26 protein-coding genes and 2 pseudogenes are annotated in these 22,992 nt (G+C 42.4%); 15 read left to right on the forward strand and 13 right to left on the reverse strand.

The genetic code is table 11. The features are described 5' to 3' along the window. Positions 1-68 precede the first annotated feature (68 nt). Complete coding sequence (locus MKP07_RS26710; RefSeq protein ID WP_240850297.1) at positions 69-3,356, reverse strand: SusC/RagA family TonB-linked outer membrane protein; 3,288 nt, start codon at positions 3,354-3,356, stop codon at positions 69-71. A gap of 479 nt (positions 3,357-3,835) precedes the next feature. On the opposite strand from MKP07_RS26710, the gene MKP07_RS26715 reads away from it, so the two are divergent. The 8 genes and pseudogenes from MKP07_RS26715 (at position 3,836) to MKP07_RS41440 (ending at position 9,408) form a co-directional block, all read left to right on the forward strand. Further along, positions 3,836-4,096: a hypothetical protein gene (locus MKP07_RS26715; protein ID WP_240850298.1), complete on the forward strand. Its 261-nt coding sequence runs from the start codon at positions 3,836-3,838 to the stop codon at positions 4,094-4,096. Continuing rightward, a complete protein-coding gene (locus MKP07_RS26720; protein ID WP_240850299.1) occupies positions 4,048-4,794 on the forward strand; it encodes a glycoside hydrolase family 88 protein in 747 nt (248 codons plus the stop codon). The genes MKP07_RS26715 and MKP07_RS26720 overlap by 49 nt, the downstream gene beginning before the upstream one ends. Beyond that, positions 4,788-5,042 (forward strand): hypothetical protein, encoded by a 255-nt coding sequence (locus MKP07_RS26725; protein ID WP_240850300.1) that lies wholly within the window; start codon positions 4,788-4,790, stop codon positions 5,040-5,042. The genes MKP07_RS26720 and MKP07_RS26725 overlap by 7 nt, the downstream gene beginning before the upstream one ends. A gap of 59 nt (positions 5,043-5,101) precedes the next feature. Further along, positions 5,102-5,941: a heparin lyase I family protein gene (locus tag MKP07_RS26730; RefSeq protein ID WP_240850301.1), complete on the forward strand. Its 840-nt coding sequence runs from the start codon at positions 5,102-5,104 to the stop codon at positions 5,939-5,941. A gap of 94 nt (positions 5,942-6,035) precedes the next feature. Further along, a pseudogene (locus tag MKP07_RS26735) lies at positions 6,036-7,281 on the forward strand (heparinase II/III family protein). Then, positions 7,278-7,598: a heparinase II/III domain-containing protein gene (locus tag MKP07_RS39740; RefSeq protein WP_317235900.1), complete on the forward strand. Its 321-nt coding sequence runs from the start codon at positions 7,278-7,280 to the stop codon at positions 7,596-7,598. The pseudogene MKP07_RS26735 and the gene MKP07_RS39740 overlap by 4 nt, the downstream one beginning before the upstream one ends. Then, on the forward strand, positions 7,520-7,960 hold the full coding sequence (locus MKP07_RS39745; protein ID WP_317235901.1) for a heparinase II/III domain-containing protein: 441 nt from the start codon (positions 7,520-7,522) through the stop codon (positions 7,958-7,960). The genes MKP07_RS39740 and MKP07_RS39745 overlap by 79 nt, the downstream gene beginning before the upstream one ends. 255 nt (positions 7,961-8,215) lie before the next feature. Continuing rightward, positions 8,216-9,408 (forward strand): annotated as a pseudogene (locus MKP07_RS41440) (MFS transporter). 314 nt (positions 9,409-9,722) lie between these two features. Here the strand turns inward: MKP07_RS41440 and MKP07_RS26750 are convergent. Next, positions 9,723-10,298 (reverse strand): DUF1349 domain-containing protein, encoded by a 576-nt coding sequence (locus MKP07_RS26750; RefSeq protein WP_240850302.1) that lies wholly within the window; start codon positions 10,296-10,298, stop codon positions 9,723-9,725. 255 nt (positions 10,299-10,553) lie between these two features. Here MKP07_RS26750 and MKP07_RS26755 point away from each other — a divergent pair, with 255 nt between their 5' ends. Together MKP07_RS26755 and MKP07_RS26760 are read left to right on the forward strand one after the other, a co-directional pair. Continuing rightward, a complete protein-coding gene (locus tag MKP07_RS26755; RefSeq protein WP_240850303.1) occupies positions 10,554-11,069 on the forward strand; it encodes a hypothetical protein in 516 nt (171 codons plus the stop codon). Continuing rightward, complete coding sequence (locus MKP07_RS26760; RefSeq protein WP_240850304.1) at positions 11,066-11,314, forward strand: helix-turn-helix domain-containing protein; 249 nt, start codon at positions 11,066-11,068, stop codon at positions 11,312-11,314. Before MKP07_RS26755 ends, MKP07_RS26760 begins: the two co-directional genes overlap by 4 nt. Before the next feature lie 19 nt (positions 11,315-11,333). Here MKP07_RS26760 and MKP07_RS26765 read toward each other — a convergent pair whose 3' ends face one another. From MKP07_RS26765 to MKP07_RS26780, 4 genes are all read right to left on the reverse strand, one after another. Then, on the reverse strand, positions 11,334-11,657 hold the full coding sequence (locus MKP07_RS26765; protein ID WP_240850305.1) for a Rossmann-fold NAD(P)-binding domain-containing protein: 324 nt from the start codon (positions 11,655-11,657) through the stop codon (positions 11,334-11,336). After that, positions 11,657-12,124 (reverse strand): Rossmann-fold NAD(P)-binding domain-containing protein, encoded by a 468-nt coding sequence (locus MKP07_RS26770; RefSeq protein WP_240850306.1) that lies wholly within the window; start codon positions 12,122-12,124, stop codon positions 11,657-11,659. Before MKP07_RS26770 ends, MKP07_RS26765 begins: the two co-directional genes overlap by 1 nt. Positions 12,125-12,345: 221 nt before the next feature. Then, positions 12,346-12,648 (reverse strand): glycosyltransferase 61 family protein, encoded by a 303-nt coding sequence (locus MKP07_RS26775; RefSeq protein ID WP_240850307.1) that lies wholly within the window; start codon positions 12,646-12,648, stop codon positions 12,346-12,348. 193 nt (positions 12,649-12,841) lie between these two features. Continuing rightward, the gene (locus MKP07_RS26780) at positions 12,842-13,468 is read right to left on the reverse strand and encodes a hypothetical protein (RefSeq protein ID WP_240850308.1); all 627 of its coding nucleotides are present in this window, start codon (positions 13,466-13,468) and stop codon (positions 12,842-12,844) included. 515 nt (positions 13,469-13,983) lie between these two features. On the opposite strand from MKP07_RS26780, the gene MKP07_RS26785 reads away from it, so the two are divergent. Continuing rightward, positions 13,984-14,688, forward strand: a complete 705-nt coding sequence (locus MKP07_RS26785; protein WP_240850309.1) for an SDR family oxidoreductase — start codon at positions 13,984-13,986, stop codon at positions 14,686-14,688. Positions 14,689-14,767: 79 nt separating this feature from the next. Here MKP07_RS26785 and MKP07_RS26790 read toward each other — a convergent pair whose 3' ends face one another. Both MKP07_RS26790 and MKP07_RS26795 read right to left on the reverse strand, forming a co-directional pair. Continuing rightward, positions 14,768-15,478: a hypothetical protein gene (locus tag MKP07_RS26790; RefSeq protein WP_240850310.1), complete on the reverse strand. Its 711-nt coding sequence runs from the start codon at positions 15,476-15,478 to the stop codon at positions 14,768-14,770. Positions 15,479-15,611: 133 nt separating this feature from the next. Next, a complete protein-coding gene (locus MKP07_RS26795) occupies positions 15,612-16,016 on the reverse strand; it encodes a response regulator (RefSeq protein WP_240850311.1) in 405 nt (134 codons plus the stop codon). A 571-nt stretch (positions 16,017-16,587) separates the two neighbouring features. Between MKP07_RS26795 and MKP07_RS26800 the strand changes: the two genes are divergently transcribed. Together MKP07_RS26800 and MKP07_RS26805 are read left to right on the forward strand one after the other, a co-directional pair. After that, complete coding sequence (locus MKP07_RS26800; protein ID WP_317235902.1) at positions 16,588-16,737, forward strand: helix-turn-helix domain-containing protein; 150 nt, start codon at positions 16,588-16,590, stop codon at positions 16,735-16,737. Positions 16,738-16,891: 154 nt separating this feature from the next. Further along, positions 16,892-17,269 (forward strand): cupin domain-containing protein, encoded by a 378-nt coding sequence (locus MKP07_RS26805; protein WP_240850312.1) that lies wholly within the window; start codon positions 16,892-16,894, stop codon positions 17,267-17,269. Positions 17,270-17,304: 35 nt separating this feature from the next. On the opposite strand, the gene MKP07_RS26810 is transcribed toward MKP07_RS26805, so the two are convergent. Together MKP07_RS26810 and MKP07_RS26815 are read right to left on the reverse strand one after the other, a co-directional pair. Then, positions 17,305-18,057, reverse strand: a complete 753-nt coding sequence (locus tag MKP07_RS26810; RefSeq protein WP_240851091.1) for a M20 metallopeptidase family protein — start codon at positions 18,055-18,057, stop codon at positions 17,305-17,307. Then, positions 17,939-18,526 (reverse strand): M20 metallopeptidase family protein, encoded by a 588-nt coding sequence (locus MKP07_RS26815; protein WP_240850313.1) that lies wholly within the window; start codon positions 18,524-18,526, stop codon positions 17,939-17,941. The genes MKP07_RS26810 and MKP07_RS26815 overlap by 119 nt, the downstream gene beginning before the upstream one ends. 530 nt (positions 18,527-19,056) lie before the next feature. Between MKP07_RS26815 and MKP07_RS26820 the strand changes: the two genes are divergently transcribed. Together MKP07_RS26820 and MKP07_RS26825 are read left to right on the forward strand one after the other, a co-directional pair. Continuing rightward, entirely contained in the window at positions 19,057-19,968 is a 912-nt protein-coding gene (locus MKP07_RS26820) for a carbohydrate-binding domain-containing protein (protein WP_240850314.1), read from the forward strand. A 332-nt stretch (positions 19,969-20,300) separates the two neighbouring features. Beyond that, positions 20,301-21,074 carry an alpha/beta fold hydrolase gene (locus tag MKP07_RS26825; RefSeq protein ID WP_240850315.1) on the forward strand — a complete coding sequence of 258 codons (774 nt, stop codon included), beginning with the start codon at positions 20,301-20,303 and terminating at the stop codon, positions 21,072-21,074. 51 nt (positions 21,075-21,125) lie between these two features. Here MKP07_RS26825 and MKP07_RS26830 read toward each other — a convergent pair whose 3' ends face one another. From MKP07_RS26830 to MKP07_RS26840, 3 genes are read right to left on the reverse strand one after another with little or no spacing between them, the layout of a single operon-like run. Beyond that, positions 21,126-21,614 (reverse strand): helix-turn-helix domain-containing protein, encoded by a 489-nt coding sequence (locus MKP07_RS26830; protein ID WP_240850316.1) that lies wholly within the window; start codon positions 21,612-21,614, stop codon positions 21,126-21,128. 51 nt (positions 21,615-21,665) lie between these two features. After that, complete coding sequence (locus MKP07_RS26835; RefSeq protein ID WP_240850317.1) at positions 21,666-22,115, reverse strand: hypothetical protein; 450 nt, start codon at positions 22,113-22,115, stop codon at positions 21,666-21,668. Between the two features lie 2 nt (positions 22,116-22,117). Beyond that, complete coding sequence (locus tag MKP07_RS26840) at positions 22,118-22,744, reverse strand: tetratricopeptide repeat protein (protein WP_240850318.1); 627 nt, start codon at positions 22,742-22,744, stop codon at positions 22,118-22,120. Positions 22,745-22,992 lie beyond the last annotated feature (248 nt).

Here is a 22,992-nt window from a genome sequence, read left to right on the forward strand (position 1 = left end):
AAGTGCTGCAATAGTAGTTGCCTGTCTGATTATATTTCTATGTTTCATTGTTGTAATTACTTTAATGGTTACAGGGATAGGTTTAAACCCAGTACAAATGACCTGGCCCGTGGATAGGCGCTGAAATCAACACCGGGAGTAATGGCGTTGTTAATAACGCTTACCTCAGGATCATAACCTGTATACTTGGTAAAAACATGCAGATTATAGGCCGTAAAATAAACCCGGGCATTATTGATTCTCGTTCTTTTGATCAGGGTTTTAGGCAGTGTGTAACCCAGGCTTACATTATTTACACGCAGGAAAGATCCGTCTTCAATCATCGTGTTGTAGGGCCTGTCCGAAACCATACCTATATAAGAAGGGATTGTTTTACCCTGGTTGAGTGACGCCAGTGAAACAGGATCTGTAACACGTTTTCCGTCAGCATCAATGGTCATCCAGCGCTCGGAAAAACGAGATAAAGTGTTTTTTAGATCATTACTGAGTGCCGCATTATTAAGCACATTCGCATTATAGATGTCGTTACCAACGGCGAAGTTTAAAAATACGCTCAGGTCAAGGTTTTTGTAGCTCAATGTATTGGTAAAACCACCCGTATATTTAGGATTGGCATTGCCGATGGCTGTACGGTCCAGGTCGTTGATCACTCCATCAGGTACACCATCGGGTCCACTGATATCTTTAAACTTCTGGTAGCCGGGTTGTACGGTACGGTTATCTTTTACTATACCGGCTTTCAATGTATAGGTATTGTTTGCAGCATTAAAATCGAAATCATTCACCTGGTATAAGCCATCTGCTATGTATCCATACATAATTCCGACAGGTTGCCCCACCTGCAGGATATAATCATTAAAGGTGGTGTAGCTGTTTACAATTTTTGAAGTTTCCCCGTCACTCAACTCCAACACTTTTGTTTTGGGAAATGCGATATTGAAGCTGGTATTCCAGTTAAAATCGTTGCTTTTAATATTTACGGTATTCAGTGTAAACTCAAGCCCGCGCGACAGGGTAGTTCCTATATTCTGAAACTGGGTAATAAAGCCGGAGCTGGAAGGAATACGGGTATCGAAAAGCAAATCTTTTGAACGGTTATCATAATATTCGGTAGTAAGCGTAATCCGTTGGTCAAATAAACCCAGGTCTAAACCAATATTCACCGCCTGGTTGGCTTCCCATTTTAAATTAGGATTAGGCAGGTTATTCTGGTAGGCAGAAGTGGTAATGGTGTTATTCAGCGGGTAAGACCCCGTGGTATAAATACCCAGCGCAGCATAGTTGCTGATGCGGTTATTCCCGGCTTGTCCATAGCTTACCCTCAGCTTCAGATCCGAAAATGCAGGCATCGCCTTAATAAAGTCTTCATTGATCACTCTCCAGGCAACGGCTACCGAAGGGAAGATGCCCCAGCGGTTGTTGATCCCGAATTTGGAAGAACCGTCAGCCCGCAGGCTGGCTGTTAAAAGGTATTTGCTCTTGTAACCATAATTGACGCGGCCAAAAAAGGACAGCAATTTGTCGTCTTCGGCGCGAGAGTTAGGTGTGCCGAAAATGGTTCCCAGTGAAAGGTCATCCCAGCCATTATTCACCGTAGGAAATGCTGAAGCGCTGGTGCCAAAACGTTCAAAATAGTTATAAATATATTCCTGGCCCGCTGTTACATCGAGGTTGTGCGCTCCTGCAAAATTACGCGCATAGGTAAGTGTGTTATTATAATTTAAACGGCTGTCGTTTTGTTCATCAATGCTTCCGAAAGGGCCGCCGCTACGAATAGCTACAATAGATTCCGATGTATTGAATTGTTTAAATTTATTACCTTTTGATGTGTAACTGATTAATCCACGATAGGTAAGGCTTTTAGATAACTTGTATTGGATATTGGCACTTGCATTCAGGGTATTAATCACACGCTCTCTTAAGCGGGAACGGGCACCAATGATTGGGCTTTGAAATGCCGGTGAACTTTGATTATCCAACGGGTCAGTCTCCAGCTCAAGAAGTGCTTCATCGTCTGCAGGATTTCTGCCACTTACGGGGCGGTATTGCAGTAGGGTTTGCAGGTAAGTTAACCGTGCGTTTCCGCCTTCAGTAGGAGGAAGGCCTGTTATTTTTTGGTTGGAGTAATTAGCAATGGCATTGATCGTAAACTTGTCGCCTATTTTGTGGGTCAGGGTAATTTTGCCTATATTTTTGGTTGACCCGCTATTCAACATAATCCCCTCATCGTTATTGCGTGCGTAGAATACATTAAAGCGCGTATCCTTGCTACCTCCGTTGATACTTATTTTATGATACTGGTTGTAAACGGTGTTTCCAAAAACTTCATCCTGCCAGTTTTTACCCGGCCTTCCGCCGTAAATAGTTTTCAGGGAATCGAAAGGTCCGTAGAGATTAGTAAAGCCGGCAACTCTGGCAGAGTCTCCGGCTCTGCGTTCATAATCCAGCACCAGGTAGTCATAAGCGCCCATCACCGGTATTTCGCTGGTTATTTTTTTAGCGCCAACATATCCGTCATAATTCACCGTCACTTTGCCAGCTTTAATTTGTTTGGTGGTGATCAGTACTACACCGTTTGCCCCTCTCGCTCCATAGATTGCAGTTGCTGAAGCGTCCTTTAGCACATCTACAGACTCAATATCCATAGGGTCCAGGAAAGCCAGACCATCTGTCTGGGGTACACCATCTACCACATATAATGGTTGGTTACTTTGGGTGATGGAGGTTCCGCCCCTGATTTTAATAGAGGGTTCTGCACCAGGCGAACCGTCAGCCATGGTTACCTGAACACCAGCCAAACGTCCCTGTAATGCCTGTCCCACGTTTTGTACGGGAACTTTAGCCAATTCGGTTCCGCTAACGGAACTAACAGCCCCGGTAAGATCCTTTCTTTTTTGCGTACCATAACCTACAACCACTACCTGTTCCAGGCTCTTCTCCTGTGCTGCCAGGCTGATATCGATCTGCTGGCGGTTACCAATATCAATTTCTTTAGTCTCGTAGCCAACATACGAAATTGTCAGTGTTCCACTAGGGGCTGCCTGGATGGAGTACTGACCATTCGGCTGTGTAAATACTGTTTTGTTAGTACCTTTTTCATTAATGGTAACTCCTGCCAGCGGGTCTCCGGCGGGATTGGCGATGGTACCGGTGATCTTAATGGTCTGAGCGGCCACTGTAGTGGAAACTCCCATTAATACCAGTAAAAGAATAAACGTAGACCTCATTAGATGCTTAAATTTTAAAACAGGTGAAATGATTGTTGTCAGGGGCAATTCATAAAGGGTAGTGGTCTGCAGTTCCCCGTTTGGAAAATTGCAGTCAGTCTGGCTATTGACCGTTGTAACAAATGGCATAATATACATTTTAACGTTAGTGTCACTTCTCTTAAACAGCACTTTTCAGTTATTGTCTGGTTGGCTTTTTGGGGCTTATTGGCTCCTATTTACAATTTAAGCCCGACAAAATGTCGCAAGATAAGTTTTTGCAGGGGCTCCTTATCTTTTTACAAAATCCAACAGCACAAACGGCTGTTTTATACTTCATAAATATAGAATGCCGTTTTACGGGAGGCTTTAAAAATGGGGTTTTCTTTTTTCGATTTGGGTTATTTTTCAGATTATTTACGGATTATCATCGTTGAGTTTGTTCTATGTAGTTGATTGTCAATTTTATTTTCAGTCAATTGATTTCGATACACTGTAATTAGTTTTGCCCCTTTTTGAATTTCTTTTTCTAAATTTCATCCAGTTCTAAAATTTTAAAATCAATATTGAAGGCGTTTGGCTGTGGCTAAATCTATTTTTACAGTACACATTTAAGAAAAGATAAACTCATGAAAAGACGATTTTGTGCCATTGTTTCAGGCCTTGTTTTTTTTGCCGCTAACCAACTTCATGCGCAACCGGTACCCGGAAAAGACTGGTTCCGGCATTCGGTTTCAGTTATTGAACAGCAGTTGAAAGGAGCCGCGGCAACCTTCACACCCGGCTTAAATCCCCGCTCCGTTAATGCAAATGGAACGGTGCGCACCGCTCCTTATACGGATTGGACCACAGGTTTTTTCCAGGATCCCTTTGGTATGGGTATGAATTAACCGGTAATAAAGACCTGGCTACATCAGCCCGAAAGTTCACTCTGGCCCTCGACTCTATCCGCTATGTCACCAAAACCCACGATTTGGGCTTTATGCTCTATTGTTCTTATGGAAATGCCTGGCGCATTACGGCGGATAAAGCTTATTTACCGGTTTTGGAAGATGGTGCCCAACATCTTTACCAACGGTTTAACCCCAAAACAGGCGTGATCCGCTCCTGGGATTTCGGAGACTGGAAGTTTCCTGTGATCATAGATAATATGATGAACCTGGAATACCTGTACTGGGCAGGCACGCAATTCAAAAAGCCGGTTTATAGTCAGGTTGCCAACACGCATGCGCTTACCACGATGAAGCATCATTTCAGAAAAGACTACAGTTCTTATCACGTAGTAGACTATGACCCCGTTACAGGTAAAGTGCGGGGTAAAGAAACGCACCAGGGACTTGCAGATGAATCAGCCTGGGCGAGGGGACAGGCATGGGGCCTTTACGGTTATATTATGTGTTATAATAATAGCGGCGATGCGCGGTTTTTACAACAGGCGCAGCATATTGCCCGCTTTATTATGACGCACCCAAGGATGCCAAAAAATAAGATCCCGGTTTGGGACTTTGATGCACACAATGCACTGGATGCCGACGGACGTGCCCCCGTGATGCTTCGGCTGCTGCCGTTATTGCCTGTGGTTTGTTAGACCTGAGCACTAAAGTAAAAGACGGTAAAAAATATGCTGATTATGCAGAAGATATATTAAAAGCACTATCATCTCCTGATTTTCTGGCTGCGCCCGGGGATAATCATTATTTTCTCCTGAAGCATAGTGTAGGGGCGTTCCTCTATAACTCAGAAATCGATACGCCATTGAATTATGCCGATTATTATTACCTGGAGGCGCTGAAAAAATATGCTGCGCTGAAGAAAATTGCACTGCCATTGCAATAAGCGCTTACCGCATAGTGCAGGTATTTTAATTTATTGAAGGTTAGTTTAAAACAATCAACATGAATAAACGATTACTTTCCATTCCGGTTGCGGCAGTTGCCATGCTGCTTACAGGAGTATCATCCTGTACAAAAAGCAATACGCTTAAGGGACAGGCAAGCCTTAAAACAAGTGCAAGGTCGGTTACGGCAGGCGATACTATTTTAAATGTAACTTACGAAAGTGGAACCACTGACTCCGGCATCCCGGGACTTCCGGGTAGTGATGCCACCGCGCCGGATGCTGCTTATATGGTAAGCCCCGGCGCCACAGGTAATTATGCCATAGCGCACAAAGTGGTGTATGGAGATTCTGCCTACTACTCTGATGGTAACTGGAGAAGTGAAACCACTGCGCGATCTCTAACCTATACGCATTTCACTCCGGGGCAGGAGCGGCGTTACGAATTTAGTGTTCTCTTAAAGGATTGGCCGGCCTGGACCAGTGCAGAAAGTGCTACCCGTTCAAATATATTCCAATGTCGGGTTAGCAGCAGTAGTGCATATGTACCGATAATGATACGCCTTCAGAGGAACGCCATACAACTAAGGAGAGCCGATCAATCTACCGCCACACTTGTATCCAACTATATGAATTATGCAAACCAGTGGATGCATTTCAGGGTAGATGTAAAATGGACCCTGGATAGCACGGGATATATAAAAACCTATAATAAACTTCCCGGGCAATCCGGCTACACACAAAGTTCTTCAATTGAAAATATAAGAACTTACACCGGCGATACTACTGTGAATGGAGGTGGAAAATTTGGATATGCCAAATGGGGCGTGTATGGCGTTCCCGACAATATAACAGGTATTGTTTATCATGATGATATAAGAATTATAGCATTAAATTAGAAATCGAAATCCGCCACGGCATTAGCTTTGGCGGTTCCACAATAAAAGTATAATGAAACAAACCAGGTGTATCCAACTATCTATGATGCTGATTATGGGTACTTTGTCCTATGCCCAGCAGCCTGTTGTTAAAGAAAGTTTTAATACAATTAACCTTAGTTATCCCGGGCTTGAGAAGGTAAAAGCCCAGGTGCTGGCTAAAAATTACCAGGCTGCAGCCACTACTTTGCTTGCCTATTATAGGATCAGGAGCAAAGAACCTGATTTCAGCGCTGCTGAAGAAGAAATAGAATTAAATCAGCCTGTTGCTAAAACTGCCCGGGCTGCCGCTGACAGTGCGTTGCAACACCGGTTTCAGCCTCACAAGGGTTATGGTTTTTTTAATTACGGTAAGGATATTAACTGGCAACACTGGCCGGTAAAAGACAATGAAGTACGCTGGCAATTACACCGGGTGAAATGGTGGCAATCGATGGCGCTGGTGTACCGGGCCACGGGGATGAGCGTTATGCAAAGGAGTGGATGTTACAGTTTAGCGACTGGGGCCGAAAGAATCCGCTGGGACTGTCAAAGGACAACGATAAATATGCCTGGCGCCCATTAGAAGTATCAGATAGGATACTGAATCTCGCACCTTCCTTCAATATTTTTGTTCATTCGCCTCATTTCACGCCGGCTTTCCTCATGGAGTTTCTGGGAATTATCAGCAACAGGCAAACTACCTATCGCATAATTATGCCGACAGGGGTAACCATCGCCTTTTTGAAGCGCAGCGCGTTTTATTCGCCGGCGTATCTTTCCCGGAATTCAAGAACTCAGCAAACTGGAGAGCGGGAGGCGTTGCTATTCTTAACGACGAAATAAAGAAGCAGGTATATCCCGATGGGGTGCAGTGGGAACTGTCTCCTAATTATCATGTGGCCATGATCAATACGTTTTTAAGTGCACTTCGTTCTGCGCAAAAGGCGGGTATGGAGCAGTTGTTCCCAGCCAGCTATAAAGCAACAGTAGAAAAAATGATCCTGGCTACGATCAACTTTTCTTTCCCTGATTATACCTATCCTGTCTTCAGCGATGCCAAGCTGGTGGATAAATCCTCGATGTTGAAATCTTATGTAAGTTGGGCCAGGACTTTTCCGGGAAATGAAGTTATTCAGTTTTATGCCACAGATGGCAAAAAGGGTAGGGCTCCAGCTTACCTTTCACATGGTTTGACCACTTCCGGTTTTTATACATTTCGGAATGGGTGGAACACGGATGCTACGGTAATGGTACTAAAAGCCAGTCCCCGGGAGCATTTCATGCCCAACCCGATAACGGAACTTTTGAGCTATGGGTGAAGGGACGCAACTTTACACCTGACGCAGGATGTTATGTATATGCGGGTGATTCAGCCATCATGAAGCTACGAGACTGGTATCGTCAAAGCCGTGTGCATACTACCTTAACACTGAATAATGAGAACATGGTCATTACCAAAGCTGCGTTACAACAATGGAAAACTACAAAAGATCAGGATGTTTTGACCTATATTAATCAAGCTACAACCAGCTCGATCATCAACGAACCGTATTATTTGTGGATCAGAAATATTTTGTCATTATTGACCGTGCTGTTGGTGAGGCAAAGGGCGCTGTTGGAGTTCACTTTCAGCTGAAGGAAAAGAGTAATCCTGTTTTTGATAAACAGCAGAAAAGAGTTTATACTACGTTTGGAGATGGAAATAATTTATTGATCCAAAACCTGAACGCCGGTCCTGTTTCATTAAAAGAAGAAGAAGGTAAAGTGTCTTATTCCTATCGACAGGAGTTGGCGCGTCCGGCATTTGTTTTTGAAAAAGATAAGCTAGCAACCACACCACAAACATTTATTACGGTATTGTATCCTTTCAGTGGTCAAAAGCCGCCGGTGGTAACTTTAAAAGAAGAATCAGGGAACGACTATGAAAACGGATCTCTTCGGCTTACTTTGATGGTTGATGGAAAACCCAGGAGCATTATTCAACGTATGGTACCTTAAATTGCTGCTTTAATTTAAGTGCCGTTTACTTCAATTGCGTTGTTCCAGGCATTTAAAGCAATCAATATTCATTAGTATTTCCCGCAATGCTCAGTTTATTATCCGGCATGGAATCATCAGATTTCAACCCGGGGTTTGCCTTAAATAATAAAACTGTCTTATCTTGGAAGTTTTAACGATAAGCAAAGCTCTGAGTATTGTATGACTTTACAATTGCGTTTCCAACTGTCCCTGATGATGTTCCTGGAATTTTTTATGAAAGGCTCCTGGTTCGTTACACTGGGCACTTACCTAAAAAACAACCTGGGAGCTTCTGCGCTGGAGGTTTCAAATATTTTTTCAACGCAGTCACTGGGCGCTGTGATTGCTCCGTTCTTCATTGGTTTTATTGCAGACCGATACTTTAATGCAGAACGTGTAATGGGCGTTTTGCACCTTATTGGCGCTGGTTTATTGCTGATGATGTACCGGGCCGATAGCGCCGCTGCTATCTATCCCTATGTGCTGCTTTATTTTATTGGTTATATGTCTACCCTGGCACTTACCAGTTCCGTGGCCTTCAGAAATCTCAAAGACCCTCAAAAACAATATCCCTCTATACGCATCTTCGGCACGATCGGGTGGGTCGTTGCAGGCTTTGCTATCAGCTACCTGTTTCACTGGGATACCAAAGAGGCTGTTGCTGCGGGTACATTACAGAACACCTTTTTGCTGGGTGCAACCTGCTCCGCCGTTCTTGGCATGCTTTGTTTCCTGCTGCCGGCCACCCCACCTTTAAAGAAAAATCAATCGTCATTTAATTGGGGAGATGCCCTGGGTTTACAGGCACTGAAACTATTGCGTCAAAAAGGCTTTTTGATCTTCTTTCTAACGGCCATTGTTATTTGTATACCCATTTCATTTTACTACCAGCATACTAACCCGTTCCTGGTGGCAACCGGTTTGCCCAATCCTACGGCCAAAATGGCATTGGGGCAGCTTTCTGAGGCCCTGTGTCTTTTATTGATCCCACTGTTATTTGCACGACTCGGCTATAAAAAATGATCCTGCTGGGCATCGCCGCCTGGGCATTGCGCTACCTGTTCTTTGCCTATGGCAACGGCCAGGACCTTTCATTCATGTTGATCCTGGGTATTGTATTACATGGGATATGTTATGATTTTATGTTTGTGGTAGGACAGATCTATACCAATAACATTGCAGGTGAACAATACCGGTCTTCTGCCCAGGGCCTGGTTACTGTGGCAATGTACGGTGTCGGCATGTTGATCGGTTTCTGGATCGCAGGCTTTGTCGCCGACGCGCTTAAAACCTATGAGGGAACGCAGTATTGGCGTTACCTGTGGCTCACGCCGGCAGCAATGGCAACGATATGCCTGCTACTTTTTGCCGCATTGTTTAGAGAGCAACAGTCTGGCGTTTCGAAAGAAGGGCAGTTACCATTGTAACAGGATTATTTACATAATTTCGGCGCACCTGGAGACCCGGCAGCAAGTATCGGCGTATTTATGGGATGCGACGGACCCTGGATAGCTGTTTCGATAATTTGCCCGACATTGACCAATGTAGTATGGGATGTGTTTTTGGGGCAGCGGGTGGTTTAGCCTTTATCGATACACCTGCTACGCAATCAGTTAATGGCGCGTTGAATATTGCAGTAATAAACAGGTCTGCCAAAGATTTTTGGGAATGTAGAAATGTATTTCTGCGCAATTAGTACCACATAAAAGCTTTAAAGGCGCCTCTGTTATCATCAAAATGATTACTGGTTATTTTTGAGCCAGTTCAAACGCCGCTGATCGGGCAGGTGTTTTATAGAAAAATGCTCAAAGCCGGCTTCAAAACCTTTTCCATCCGGACTTGCAGCCATCAATCCGACCTTCACCGGTGTATTATCCTGCAAGTAAGCATTGCGCATCATTACATAAACTTTGTCATCGTATGAGTAGAATACTTCCACGGCATCCAGCCTTCGTACGGCTTTGATCCATACAAATGGGGGAACCTTGTCCAATGTAATAACACTCCAGTCGCTCGTTTTATGGGTTACTACAGTACTGAGATTTAACTTTCCGTCCACAAATTCTACACCCGCCTTAATATAGTTTTCTTTATCCACTCTCAGCATAAGACCTGCCTGATCGAACCGGGCTTTGTAATTTCCGGTGATCTTTACCTTTACTTCAAATTCTCCTCCGTAAGTAGCGTAATAAAACGGCGCATCATCAACCGTAAAGCCGTAGTGTGAGATTCTCCAGTAATCGCTTTGGGGCGTTACCTGCATAATGAGTTTTTTACCTTTTATCTCCCAACCCGGAGGTTCATTAAACCAGGTCATCTTCTCGAGTGTTTGAGATAAAGCGGCTTTCGATAAGCAAAGTAGGTAGCAGCGGCTAATAATACAACTTTCATGTTTAATTTAGATTGATCAATGACCAGGAGTAGATAAATGCCGATTGGCCTGGCCAGGAATGTACCCATCTCCGTTCGTTTTTATTTAATCCGTAAAGGCATTCATTGTACATTTACAGGATGAGGGTGCAAATATATTTTCATTGGGCAGCAGCTGTCAATACTGATAAATAACCAATTTATGAAGCAGGTACAGCGTGATTTAACAAAAAAGCTTCTTGGCCAAAGCGAACGGTATTCCCAGGATAAATCGAAATCTCAATTGGAAAAGTGCCGGGGTATTGCACAAACCTTTGCTGAACTGGAAAACGGTATTGCAATTGTGAGTGATTTAAAAAATAACAGGAGCTACATTTATTCAGGCCAACTGGCCGATCGGCTGGGTATCTTTAAAAATAAGGCACAAGCAGAAATTGAAACGATCTGGGAAAGGGAGCTTTTTGATCAGCTGAACCCGGAAGATGTGCTCCGAAAACATCAGTTGGAGTTGCGCTTCTTTGAGTTTGTTCAGGGCATTACTTCCCCGGGCAGCGGGATTACTGTGTGGTCAGCCGTTTGCGGATTGCCGGTGATCATCCGCTACGATCTGTCTTGCATAAAATGTTTTACTTTTTCGACAGGCAGGACGACAGTGTGGAGCTGGCGCTATGCCTTTATAGCCTGGACTTATTTCCTTCCGGTACCTACTCAGGTATGATAGTAAATACGGCAAATGGAAATATTTGCTACCGCGCTGAGTTGGAGCATCTTTCTAAACTTTCCGGCCGGGAAAAAGAGATTTTAAAGTTGGTTCAGATAGGAAAGATCAGCAAAGAAATTGCAGAGCAGTTATTTATTAGTGTGAACACTGTGAACAGGCACCGCCAGAATATTTTGAAAAAGATGTCGGTTAGTAATATTACGCAAGCCTGCGCCCTGGCAGCAAATTTAAAATGGATCTAACGGCGTTGGCGATTATTATTTAGTGGCTGAGAAAATCACTTTGGAGATGGAAATACCTGGGGTCTGGATACAGGAATTCAAATCCAGATTCATCAATGAGTTTTTGGCAGATAACCGTTTTGCCACCCAAAGCAGGAAGGTCTTCATCGCTCACCCCAAGTTGTGCATTAATTACTGATCTTTTTGTAGGGTGAAAAGGAGCCGTCACATTATATACAGCAGAGGTAACTTGCCTGGCTATCAATAAGTGAACAATCCTGCAAATGTCCTTGAAATGTACATGATTCACACAATTGTCTATTTCGGTAACCTTGTATTTATGAAGTAACCTTTCATCACCCATTAACCCCCCAGCCTCAGGATGTTTACCTGTCTAAATAGTTTTGTTATCTCCTTTTCTCCTTCAACTTCCTTAGCAGGTAACATATCTTCTGTAACTGCCCCTGAAACTTGCTGGTAAACGCCAACAGAGCTCATTAAAGTAAGACTCCCGTTAAAGGCGGCTATAAATCGAGATATATTTCTGATCCTTGCATTCAGCCGATCGCGATCGATCCGCCTGGAAAATAAAGGCACTGTGATAATGATATGATCCAGTAAGTGTAGCTTTTCCCATGGTTGCCATCCGATGGCATCATTATTGGTTTTCTCAAAGTTGACTAGTTCAGGATGAAAGCCTTCACTTGTCAAAGTTTTAATTTTCCCAGGGCTGGTAACAGTGCTATGTATCTCAAAGTAATCTTTGAGATATTGTGCAAACCTGTATCCGAGCCAACCACAACCTATTATTCCTACCTTTTCTTTTATCATTTACTTTAATTATTAGGCCATAATACGAATGTAAGTATTTACGGAAGCCTATACTATATTCGGTAATGGGAGCTGATAACCACCTTATCGGTCGCTCGTCAAGCCTTTACCTGTTTTATGATTGCATCTTTTCGAAGCTTTCAAAAAATATGGAAAATTAGTCTCAGCTAAATATCTATTACCAATACGGAATGTGCTCGCCGCGTATACGACAGTTTTAACTAATGGAGTTTACCTAAAATTTTTTCCAGGCTTTCTTGCAGTTTAGGAATAGATACAGATAAATCCTGGTGAAGCGCATCATAATAGTCTTCAGAAATATCGGGATGGCTGTCATCTTTAAATGCAGCATATTCCATTTTCATAATCTGAACTATATAAAGAAAATAGTCGTAGGCCCAGCTTGTTGGAACCAGCTCGTATAGGAACGTACCCGGTTTGCAGAACATAATATTGGTGAAAGATGCTCCATGCGGCCCTATTATAAACGAAGCGTTCCTGTATATATCAATTTGTTCTTTCACGCTTCTTTTTTATCTTCAATGATGATAAAGTTGAATTTTTCAGCAGCTCAATCACTTCGTGCTCATTCTTAACAGCCCGCCGTGCTTTCCTGCTAATATATATTCTGTTTCCTGCAGAAGGTGTATCTGCCGTTATAGCTAAGCTTTTTTCAACATTTCGTTTTATGGAAAGTATTTCATTAACGTTGGGTTTTCAGGTTCCCATGTCTCCAAAAATGATTTTTTCAGCCGACAGCTTAAATTCCCGGCTATCGATGTAATTGGCAGGATTGAAACCCAGCAATTCCATATATTCTTTTTCATAGTTTCCTCCAAAAGAATGATAAGTGATATAGATATCCCGAAGATCTTTGTCGCCCAATGCATCCTTTATGCGACTTAGCTTGGCTGCCACCATTAATACATAATCGTAGTAGCCGGTGAGTGAGTTGAAAGTGCTAAAATCCTGGTGATGGCTTGCTAAAGGAATTAATGTGCCCACAGTCTTGCCCGGTCGCTTATCCATTTGGAATGCTTCAGCAATAATTCCCCGCTGATCCCAGTCGGTGCATAAAACTTTCCTGTTGATGATAATGGCGCCGTTTTTTGAAATAAAGCCGTTGGTGAAATCACGTTCCCATACATAAACCTCTCCGGATGAAAATGTGTTTGCCTGGTAAATTAATTCTTGTGACGAACTTTGATTAGGTACATCCGGTAGCTGAACCGCTGATGCGGGAACCGTTTTAATACAATATGGTTCGAGCTCCTGTAAAGTCTCCTGGATGGTTAACAGCTTAAAGCCTTTCAGCCGCCAGTAAGTTTCGCGAAAAGAATTCATTCCAAGTGCGCGCTTTAATTTGCTGAGTAAACTAACTGCTGGAGGTTTGAAGGCTGTCATGTGATGAGCTAAGTGTTATAATATTGGTTGTAGAATGATCAATTGTCTCAATAGACATCATAAACCTGTTCAAAGATAATTCTGCCTAATTCAACGCCCAAAATAATATTTGGTCATATTTTAATAAAAGCTCAGTACTTTTTTACGTTTTTAGTGATGGTATTAAGTTCGAAAGTACGGTGGCATCTTTGGCAAAAGTACTAATAAATAACAAGCTTGTAAGTAGATCAGACGAGCTATCCGACTGCAGTAGCGAAATTGTAATCGAAACTGCGTAGGTATTTTCAATTTTATCGAATGAACGTTAGCAGTTACCAGTTGTCTTTATGCAAAGCTCAATTGAAACAATTACTTTTACGCAAATTATTGAAATTACCGGGTAGAACATAAGCACAGGATGGGGCCGGAATCAGTTTTTGCCGGTAGAAATGCTCAATTATAAAAGTTAGATGAATATGCAAAACATAGAAAATAAAGTAGCCTACATTACAGGAGGAACAAAGGGGATCGGTTTGGGAATTGCAAAGGCTTTAACGGAAAACGGGGTAAAAGTAGCCATATCTGGTAGAAATATCAAGGCAGCTGAAGAGATCAGGCAGACTTTGGGAAATGAAAATGTGTTGGTTCTGCAAGCAGACGTAAGGAATTTTGATGATGAAGTGCGGGCGGTTGAGCAGATTGTAGCAACCTACGGAAAGTTGGATGTGGCGATCGCCAATGCGGGTGTGGGTAAATTTGCTCCGGTTGATGAATTAAGCCTCGAAGATTGGAATGCGATGATTGATACTAACCTGACAGGCATATTTCATACACTAAAAGCAACCGTTGATCAATTAAAACAAAATAAGGGTTATTATATCTCTATTGCATCATTGGCAGGCACCAACTTCTTTGCACAGGCTGCAGGCTATAATGCATCCAAATTCGGAGTAGTAGGCTTTACACAGGCTGCGATGCTGGATTTGCGTAGCTATGATATAAAATGCACCACCATTATGCCCGGCTCGGTAACCTCCGAATTTAACGGCCATGTTCCCAATGAAGAGGATGCCTGGAAAATTCAACCCTCTGATCTTGGACAGATCGTTGTAGACTTATTAAAGATGAACCCCAATGTGTTACCCAGCAAAATTGAAGTGCGCCCAACAAAGACAAAATAGCGGGCTTATATATTTTAAGCGAGCAGCATTTTACATCAACTGTCATGGGTCAACTTTCAACCTGTATTTATCGTCTGGCTCATTCTTTAACAACATATTTTAACCTGTATTCTTTTACAGCGAGTGTATCCCGTGCCTGCAATGTTTGTATAAATTGCTCATTAAACTGATTGTGTACAGTGCCAAAAGCCAGTTCTTTGCGTTCACCTTGTGCATTATAACGAACCAGTTTGTAATAAAGCAGAGACACTTCAACGGAAGGATCGCCTTCGTGAACAATATACTGGTAATTATAGGTGCCGTTTGAATTGATATCAAATTTGTATTTAAAAAGATCTGATTCTACGATAGGCACATCAGCCACTTTGTTTGTAACCCCGGACTTCATAATGCTTACACCATTAAGCCTCTCAATATTGATGATGTCAGTTACATACCTGACCTGGTCCTTGGAATGGTAGACAAAATTTGAATTGCGGTAGGAATCGGCATTGGGTTCTTTGAAGTTCGACAGATGAAGTATGGTACTGTTGCCGTTAGTGGTAACGTATTGTCTTTCCAGGAAGTTTAGCAAATTTTGCTGATTGTTTTTAGGGTCAAGTTCTGAACCTGCAACAAAAAAGCGCATTTCAGACACCGAAATAAGTTGATCAAATGCCAACTGCAGCGGATATCCGGCTGTTGTTACTTCCTCAGCATCTTTGGTACAGGAACTTTGAAAGACTACGACAAATAAGAGAAAGGGTAAAATGAATAAATGGCTATGTACAAAATGCAATCTTGAATTCATGCTTCCAGGTTTTGAATCTTATCAAACAATATGAAAGCCCTAAAAATAATAGATTGTTGTTGGTACTTGACTAAAGTAGTGTTAAACTAGTCCGAAAAAGTTATAGCTTCCTATGATACGAGGTTATATTTTTTTAAGTGTTTGCATGAAGAATGCGTTTCATTGTTTCCAATGGAATTGGCTTTTCCATTAACCCCTGGGCAATGGGATAGTCATTGATCCTGTATTTATCTTCAGGAGTGATAGATGAGGTGGCCACATAGATTTTTATCATCTTAGTAACGCTTTCAGGTAGCTTTGAAAACATTTCCAGGAATTCCCAGCCGTTGATCTCCGGCATTTCAATATCAAGAAATATGATATCGGGCAGGCGTATGGAAGGATCCTTTACAGCTGTTTGGAGTAATTCTAAACCTTCGCGGCCATTGTCAGCAAATAGTATATCTACATGGTTGCAACAGTGGGCAATCATTTTACGCATCACTAACTTGTAGACAGAGTCGTCGTCTACTATGAGTAGCTGTAATGTTGAGGGCATATATGTTTGAATTTAAGGGCCTGAATACCGGGCTAGAGTATTTCAAATTAAAGGTACAATTAAATGTATTACTAATGGTGATATATATGGACTATCTGGATAGATTGGGAAATGACTGTTTGAACGTCTATTTCAGGCATTTTACAAACATGGCTCAACCATCACAAGTAGCCGCTAATAATACGTGCTATGATATTGGAGGACATGAGAGGGGGTAGCTCAAAGAAAGATCAACGAGGGAAAAAAGTTTTGAGGATTGTATTATTGAGCTGATAGCTTTCGAGCCTGGTGTATGATCACATTTCAAATTGATTCTATGGTCTTGAAAAGGCGGTTCGCGTTTCGGAAACGATGTTGATGCTATGCATAATCTATATCCAATTCCACAAACGGATATCTCCTACAATAGTGAGCTCATCCAAAATAAAGGTTATTAGGTTACAATCTTATACGGTTTACTTGTTGCCGGTATTTAATAAGCTCATGTCACCCGAAATGGATACTCTCTAGCGTTTTAATTACATCGCTTATTCCAATGAAAACGACATTTGTGCTATAAAAATTTATAGTTATGATCAAACAAGTTAAGTTGGGAAGTCAGGGACTAACTGTTCCGGTGATTGCCTACCTGATTGGATTTGAACACCCCCAATCCTTTAAAAAACTGTTTAAAAGTAAAACCAATCAGTCTCCATTAGAGTATCGACAGTCTTTTCATTAGCCTTAAACGGATAAATCAAATGGAAACAGGGTGATTGGTACATTTTTCTCATCCACTAGGTACATACGATCTCGCCGGTATGAATTTCAAGTGCGATATAGAAGAAAGCTGTTGTTGAAAGAACTGGCTCTGTAATCTTGTCAAAAAATAGGTGATGCCTCACAATAACACAATTCAAAAGATCAATATTGTTCAGAAGCTTAATTTATTTTTTGAGTATTGGAAGCCTAAGGTAGCAGGGGAACTAAATGGCCAGCAGGTTAAGTTGGTGAAATTTAAAGGCGAATTTGTATGGCATAAGCATGATTCAGAAGACGAGATGTTCCTGGTTGTAAAAGGCAGTTTTTCTATGCATTTGCGGGATAAAGTGATTGACTTGACTGAAGGAGAATTTATCGTCATCCCTAAAGGAGTAGAACATAAGCCGGTAGCAGAGACCGAAGTTTCGGTAATGTTAATCGAACCGGCTTCTATTCTGAATACCGGGGATGTGATAAGTGATTTAACGGCTGCGGAGCTTGATCATATATAAATAAGAATAGAAAGATAGAGTCATTATCTTTCAGCTTAATTCTCACGTCGTGCCCTATTCGGGGAAACAGAATGAGCGGACAGCAACTCTAATGCTATCCATGCCATCAGCCCCGGAGCATCGCGTAGGGCGTCTTCATCAATATCGAAAAGCGGTGTATGTAAGCCCGATGTAATGCCTTTGTTTTCGTTTCCCACGCCCAATAAGTAAAAGCATGCCGGGATTTGCTGTGAGTAGCTGGCAAAATCCTCTGCTGCAGTCCATATCGCTGCCTCGCTTACAGCATCATTGCCGAGATAGGTACTGGCTGCTTTTTTAACAGATCCTGTTACGTGGCTATGGTTGTTTAAAACCGGGTAGCCCACCGTAATTTCAACATCACAGGTTGCACCCGAGGCTTCGGCTATGGAGGCTGTTGTACGGCGTATCCATTCATGTGCCTGGGTTCTCCATTGTTCATCAAAGCAACGCAGCGTTCCCTCCATAGTCACTTCGTTAGGGATAATGTTCACAGCGCCATCGGCAATAATGCGCCCGATCGATAGAACCGTAGGAGAAGTAGGATTGGCCTTGCGGCTTACAATTTGCTGAAGTGCTATTACGATCTGCGCTGCAGCATATACGGGATCTGTAAGTGTATGGGGTAGTGCGCCATGCCCCCTTTGCCCTTTACAGCAAAACGTAATTGATCCATGGATGCCATAAAAGCACCACTCCGAACTGCGATAGAACCCGCTGGTAACCGTGGATCCACATGTTGCCCGATAATAAAGTCTGGACGGGGCTATCCAGAGCACCTTCCTTTATCAACATGCTGGCACCTCCCGGCAACACTTCTTCTCCAGGCTGGAATATTAATTTGATAGTGCCTGAAAATTTTGGCCGTAATTGTTGTAGTATCCCTGCAGTTGAGAGTAAGGATGCCGTGTGAGCGTCGTGCCCGCAGGCATGCATAATGCCTGGCCTGGTTGACCTGTAAATGGCATTGTTTTCCTCCGTTATCGGTAAGGCATCCATATCAGCCCGTAGCGCGATTGTTCGTTTACCCGGCAATGCGCCCGTTATCATACCAACCACTCCCGTACCGGCCATAGGTTGCCATGGAATTCCCAGCTTATCCAGTATGGTCTTAATAAATGTACTGGTCTCTTTTTCTTCAAAAGATAGTTCCGGATGTGCGTGCAGGTGCCGGCGCATGGAAATGGTTTCGGCTCCCGAACTGCGTGCTAATTGTTTAATATCGTTTAAGGTGATCACTGGTTGATGAAGGTACGCACAAAAACCTCATCCGTCAAATAGGGATAAGTACTGATAACCCGGTTTAGCCCCTTTGTCTGGCCCGGCGATAATACTTCCTGTGGATTCAGGCTTTTTTATGAAGAAAGCCAACCAAATCCATGAAGACAGAAAGTATTCTCTTTTACATGATGCCGACCAGTTTTTGCTTATGACGGTGGCTTTAGGAGTGACTAATTTGGCCAGCCTATTAACTGGGACTTTAGCGAAACCTGGAAACTTTTATTATGGCCTCAGCCTACTGTTACTACAATAGAAACGCCATGATTTTGTAGACTACACCCGAGCGTTTTCAACCTAGCAATGCCATACGGGGAAAATCCCTTTTTTCTTTTTGTTACTTTTTCTACTTTGTTTTTGTTAATCAGTACTGATTAATCATTCTAAGCAAATGGAACCAACGGTCTACAATGGAAATGCATCAGCGAGTGTAACGGATCTCATTAGTGTTAGCTGAAATAAAAAGACAAACTAATAGCAGGTATAGTAACATGAAAAATATTTCGATAATTGTCAATAGCAGCCGGGAAGCAGCGCCCATGCTCCATGCAATGCTTAGCTCAAAATTGAAACCGAAGGAGTTTCCTTCTCCTCTAAAATTGTATAGTCCGAGAAATGAATTCACCAAAATGAAAGAACCGCGGGCCGTATTTTTAATGAATAATGGAGCCAGGGAAAGCGTAGTAGTTAAAGTATATTGTATACAGGATTTCATGTATCCGCGTGCAGCTATCGAATCGTTTAAGCTGGCCAGTTCAAATTCGCAGGAGAAGTATAGGGTGTTGCCGCATTTGATAAAAAGTGATCCCGATCTGGTTATTACTGCAGGAACTGCAGCGGGCCCGGATGCAATCTCTTTAAATGGTTCAATAATAATAGGAGGTAATTTTTTCATCCATGACGGGCAAGCCGGCAATTCTCAAGGCCATCTGACCCATCCTGATTTCGGACAGCTGCTGGCCTGTAATGTTAATGCGGGCGTATTTAATCTTGTTGACAAGGATTTTAAAAGCAAGGTAGCGCCTAAGTTTTTGCAAGCACCTTTGAATGCTGCCAAACCTGCTATTTGTAAAGCCTCCTGCCTGTATTCAGCTATTAGTACAGTGAATGTTACAGATGATGCAGAAGATGCTTGGATCGCTAGTGATCCATTGGCACATTTTAAACAGATAGAAAGTACGCTCCCTGCTAATTCCGTCGAGACAACACATGGTCTTATTAAGCTGTGCACCGACAAGCCCATACTATTTGTATCTGCTATTACGAATCGGTTGGGATGTTTTAAAGAGGAGGTAACACCTGCCCAAAATTATGTAGCATCCTTCAATGCCGGGATTTTTATGTCGCAGTTTATTGTATCACTCAATGAGTACTTTTTAAAGGGCGGAGTCCTGGATCTTTAGTGAAAAGTAGGGACACATCCTGATGTCTGCTAGACGGTCAGCCTTATGCTCTATGTTAATAAAGTTAACCTTATAAGTATTGAGCCGGATTATGCAACCACATATCTACTATCTTTACGCCAAGATGCTGTTTCCGCGCCTTTGCGATCAGCCCGGACAAGAGCATTTCAAAAAGCATGATAGTGCTGGTAAACCTGTTCTTAGAAAAACAAATAAGTATGCATTTAAAAAAGCCGGTTGTTCATTTACTGTCGACTAATTCTGCACTCCATAAAATAGTTCTGCCTGTATTTTTTCTATTTACTTTATTTTCCAGCTGCAGGTCTTTGAAATTGCGCGAGACTGATCAATACCATATAGCCACTAATTTGAAGCTGGGTTATACAACCGAAATGAAGTATTTTCAGGTAGATAAACAAAAAACGAGGAGTTTAATTACAGGTAATCCAAATGGACAGAACCTGCTACTGATTCACGGTTCTCCTTCGTCCTTGTCTGCATGGATGCCCTTATACACGGATTCAGCGTTTATGAGGACTTTTAGAATTATCGCGGTTGACAGGCCGGGATACGGCTATTCGAATTTCGGACATGTGGAAACCAGTATTGCGAAGCAAGCCGAAATAGTTGAGGCGGTAATGGACTCCCTTAACTTATCAACTACCATCCTCTTAGGCTCTTCATACGGAGGACCTGTAGCAGCACAAATAGCCATGCAACGGCCTGAGCGGGTTGAGCATTTGATATTACTATCAGCTTCTGTAAAACCTAGGGCAGAAAAGACATTCGGGATTAGTTATTTAATGACAGCACCCGTTATTAAGTATATATTTCCGGCAATATTTAGAATGTCATCCGAAGAAAAATTTTCTCATGCTACCGAGCTAGCGAAGCTTAAAAACTGGAACCAAATAAAATCCCGCACATCCATTATACATGGTGATCAGGATCGCCTGGTATATTTTTCCAATGCTGAATTTTTAAAAGAGAATATTCTTGAATCGAAGTTGTATGTAATGAAAGACAAAGGACATGCCCTTATGTTTACAGAACCTGAATACTTAAAAAAATACTTTGGGAGGTGTTGGAGAAGGATAGCTCTGTGATAAGACCAGCAAATAATTAAATGAATGGTAGTTCTTGTCTGTCGTTAGTATTTATAGTTTTACGCTTGCAGGCTCTTCCTCAGCCAGGTATTGAATGAACACCGATGGCGAAAGGCCTGTATAGGTTTTAAATATACTGGTGAACTTGCTATGGGACGAAAATCCTGCTTTTTCTGCAAGTATGCTTATCTTGTATTTTCTCCATTCAGCATCTTCCTTCAACTGTTTGATGATATAGTTGATCCGTAAATCATTGATGTAGCTGTTAAAGTCTTTCTGCTTGTACTGCTTAATCAGGTAGGAAAGGTATTTTGTATTGGTATGAAGATGCGTTGAAAGAAAAGAAAGCGAAATGCTGGTCGAAGTAAAGAGCTGTTGGTCTTCAAATTGATCTAGGCTCGTCAACAGCCGTTGCAGCGTTTCTTCCGGCATAAATAGATGATTTTCGGACTTCTTTGTAACCACCTCTCGAATGTGCTCCTCACTATCTTTTTCAGGCTCCTGGTGGGCGGAGGGGTGCTTTGCCTGTTCCAGTGGCATACTTTCCTGGTCAGCGGCCGGTACACTTATCGGCCGGTCGTTCCTTTTATTTCAAAGTCTGCCATGAACTGGGCAAATTTTCTTTTTGACTTCTCCGGTAGTAGAGAAAAGACAGGCGCCCAACACAATGACAAAAGATCCTATGACTATGGGTATATTCCTGGCCCTGATAATATGCTGGGCTTCCTGGTTTTTATGCTCGAGTCCGATCAATGCACTATCGAGAAATTGTGCCCGGCTCGAATTGATTTCATCTCTTAAGGAGTCTTGCTTTTGGCGCACTTTTTCGAAACTGGTAATGTCTTTTGTTATTAAGTAATACTTTTGCAAAGTTTTGTAAATCTCACCTTTTAAAGACAGGTGCCCGGACGCTTCAGCTACCCGTCCCGCGCTGTCGAGGTAGAGCTTTGCTTTGGTGAGCTCCTCCTTCTGGATAAGTACATCTGCTATTCCGTTATAGCAGAGGCCTTTGATAGTGTTATCCGGCATCTGCTTCATCAAGTTCAGGCTGTTTTCATAGTGGTACAGGGATCGCCGGTAGTCTGCCAGGTAAAAGTAATTGAGTCCCAATAATTGCTCGTTATTGGCGGTGAGGTAATCTTTATTTTGAGAAATTTGATTGAAGTTTTTTGCGACTCCTGTATACGCTGAATGGATGCGTAATAGTTTTTAACGGCAATGTCGTTATAAGCCAGTTCCTGGTTAATAAAACCGGTAGTACTTCTAACCATTTCAGGATTACTGATCCTGGAGATCATGGTCAGCGCTCGATCACAATACATCCTCGATTTGCCATAAAGATGTAATATTCTATACTGTGTTGCAAGAAACCCACTGATCCGCACCATCCAGTTATAATCCGGTACTTTACTTATAATAGAGTAGGCTTTTTCTGCCAGTTCGGCTGCCTGGGTTAGCTTTTGTTGCTGTTGGTACAGGGATGCAGAGAGCATCAAGCTCTTGGCCTGAAACAGTGGTGTTGTTGAAACATTAAAGAGAGAGTCTGCCATTTGTAAGGCCAGTTGCATGTTTTTGGGCGATACTTCCAGGTAAATCTTTGTATATAGCTCGTTATAGGCTTCGGGATTTTGTGCTTTTGTTGTAGCGTAAAAAAAGCAGCAAACCATCAAGATAAAAATATTGAATTTTTTCATAAGAGAAAGGAAGCTCACGTGTACCTATTAGAACGCGAAAAGATTTAAACGGTAAATGTATGAACTTTATACGGGCAAATTCTTACTAAATAGTTAAAACACAGTCAATTGTCTGTTCATTTTCCGGAATTCGGCAAATGAAAAATGCCAACTATACACATTCTCCGTGGATTTAGCCAACCTATATCCTCACAAAACTATTGTTAAGCCTTTAAATAGAGATT

The organism is Paraniabella hibiscisoli (genome assembly GCF_022512515.1).
GTDB lineage: Bacteria > Bacteroidota > Bacteroidia > Chitinophagales > Chitinophagaceae > Niabella > Niabella hibiscisoli.

Bases quoted from the DNA above. Each gene is read 5' to 3' on its own strand.
- MKP07_RS26765 (WP_240850305.1), bottom strand. From the start codon at position 11,657: ATGGGTGATGAAAGGTTACTTCATAAATACAAGGTTACCGAAATAGAC.
- MKP07_RS26780 (WP_240850308.1), bottom strand. From the start codon at position 13,468: ATGAATTCTTTTCGCGAAACTTACTGGCGGCTGAAAGGCTTTAAGCTG.
- MKP07_RS26795 (WP_240850311.1), bottom strand. From the start codon at position 16,016: ATGCCCTCAACATTACAGCTACTCATAGTAGACGACGACTCTGTCTAC.
- MKP07_RS26805 (WP_240850312.1), top strand. From the start codon at position 16,892: ATGCCTCACAATAACACAATTCAAAAGATCAATATTGTTCAGAAGCTT.
- MKP07_RS26760 (WP_240850304.1), top strand. From the start codon at position 11,066: ATGATAGTAAATACGGCAAATGGAAATATTTGCTACCGCGCTGAGTTG.
- MKP07_RS26800 (WP_317235902.1), top strand. From the start codon at position 16,588: ATGATCAAACAAGTTAAGTTGGGAAGTCAGGGACTAACTGTTCCGGTG.
- MKP07_RS26785 (WP_240850309.1), top strand. From the start codon at position 13,984: ATGCAAAACATAGAAAATAAAGTAGCCTACATTACAGGAGGAACAAAG.
- MKP07_RS26715 (WP_240850298.1), top strand. From the start codon at position 3,836: ATGAAAAGACGATTTTGTGCCATTGTTTCAGGCCTTGTTTTTTTTGCC.
- MKP07_RS26770 (WP_240850306.1), bottom strand. From the start codon at position 12,124: ATGATAAAAGAAAAGGTAGGAATAATAGGTTGTGGTTGGCTCGGATAC.
- MKP07_RS26790 (WP_240850310.1), bottom strand. From the start codon at position 15,478: ATGAATTCAAGATTGCATTTTGTACATAGCCATTTATTCATTTTACCC.
- MKP07_RS26830 (WP_240850316.1), bottom strand. From the start codon at position 21,614: ATGCCACTGGAACAGGCAAAGCACCCCTCCGCCCACCAGGAGCCTGAA.
- MKP07_RS26730 (WP_240850301.1), top strand. From the start codon at position 5,102: ATGAATAAACGATTACTTTCCATTCCGGTTGCGGCAGTTGCCATGCTG.
- MKP07_RS26755 (WP_240850303.1), top strand. From the start codon at position 10,554: ATGAAGCAGGTACAGCGTGATTTAACAAAAAAGCTTCTTGGCCAAAGC.
- MKP07_RS26750 (WP_240850302.1), bottom strand. From the start codon at position 10,298: ATGACCTGGTTTAATGAACCTCCGGGTTGGGAGATAAAAGGTAAAAAA.
- MKP07_RS26710 (WP_240850297.1), bottom strand. From the start codon at position 3,356: ATGCCATTTGTTACAACGGTCAATAGCCAGACTGACTGCAATTTTCCA.
- MKP07_RS26820 (WP_240850314.1), top strand. From the start codon at position 19,057: ATGAAAAATATTTCGATAATTGTCAATAGCAGCCGGGAAGCAGCGCCC.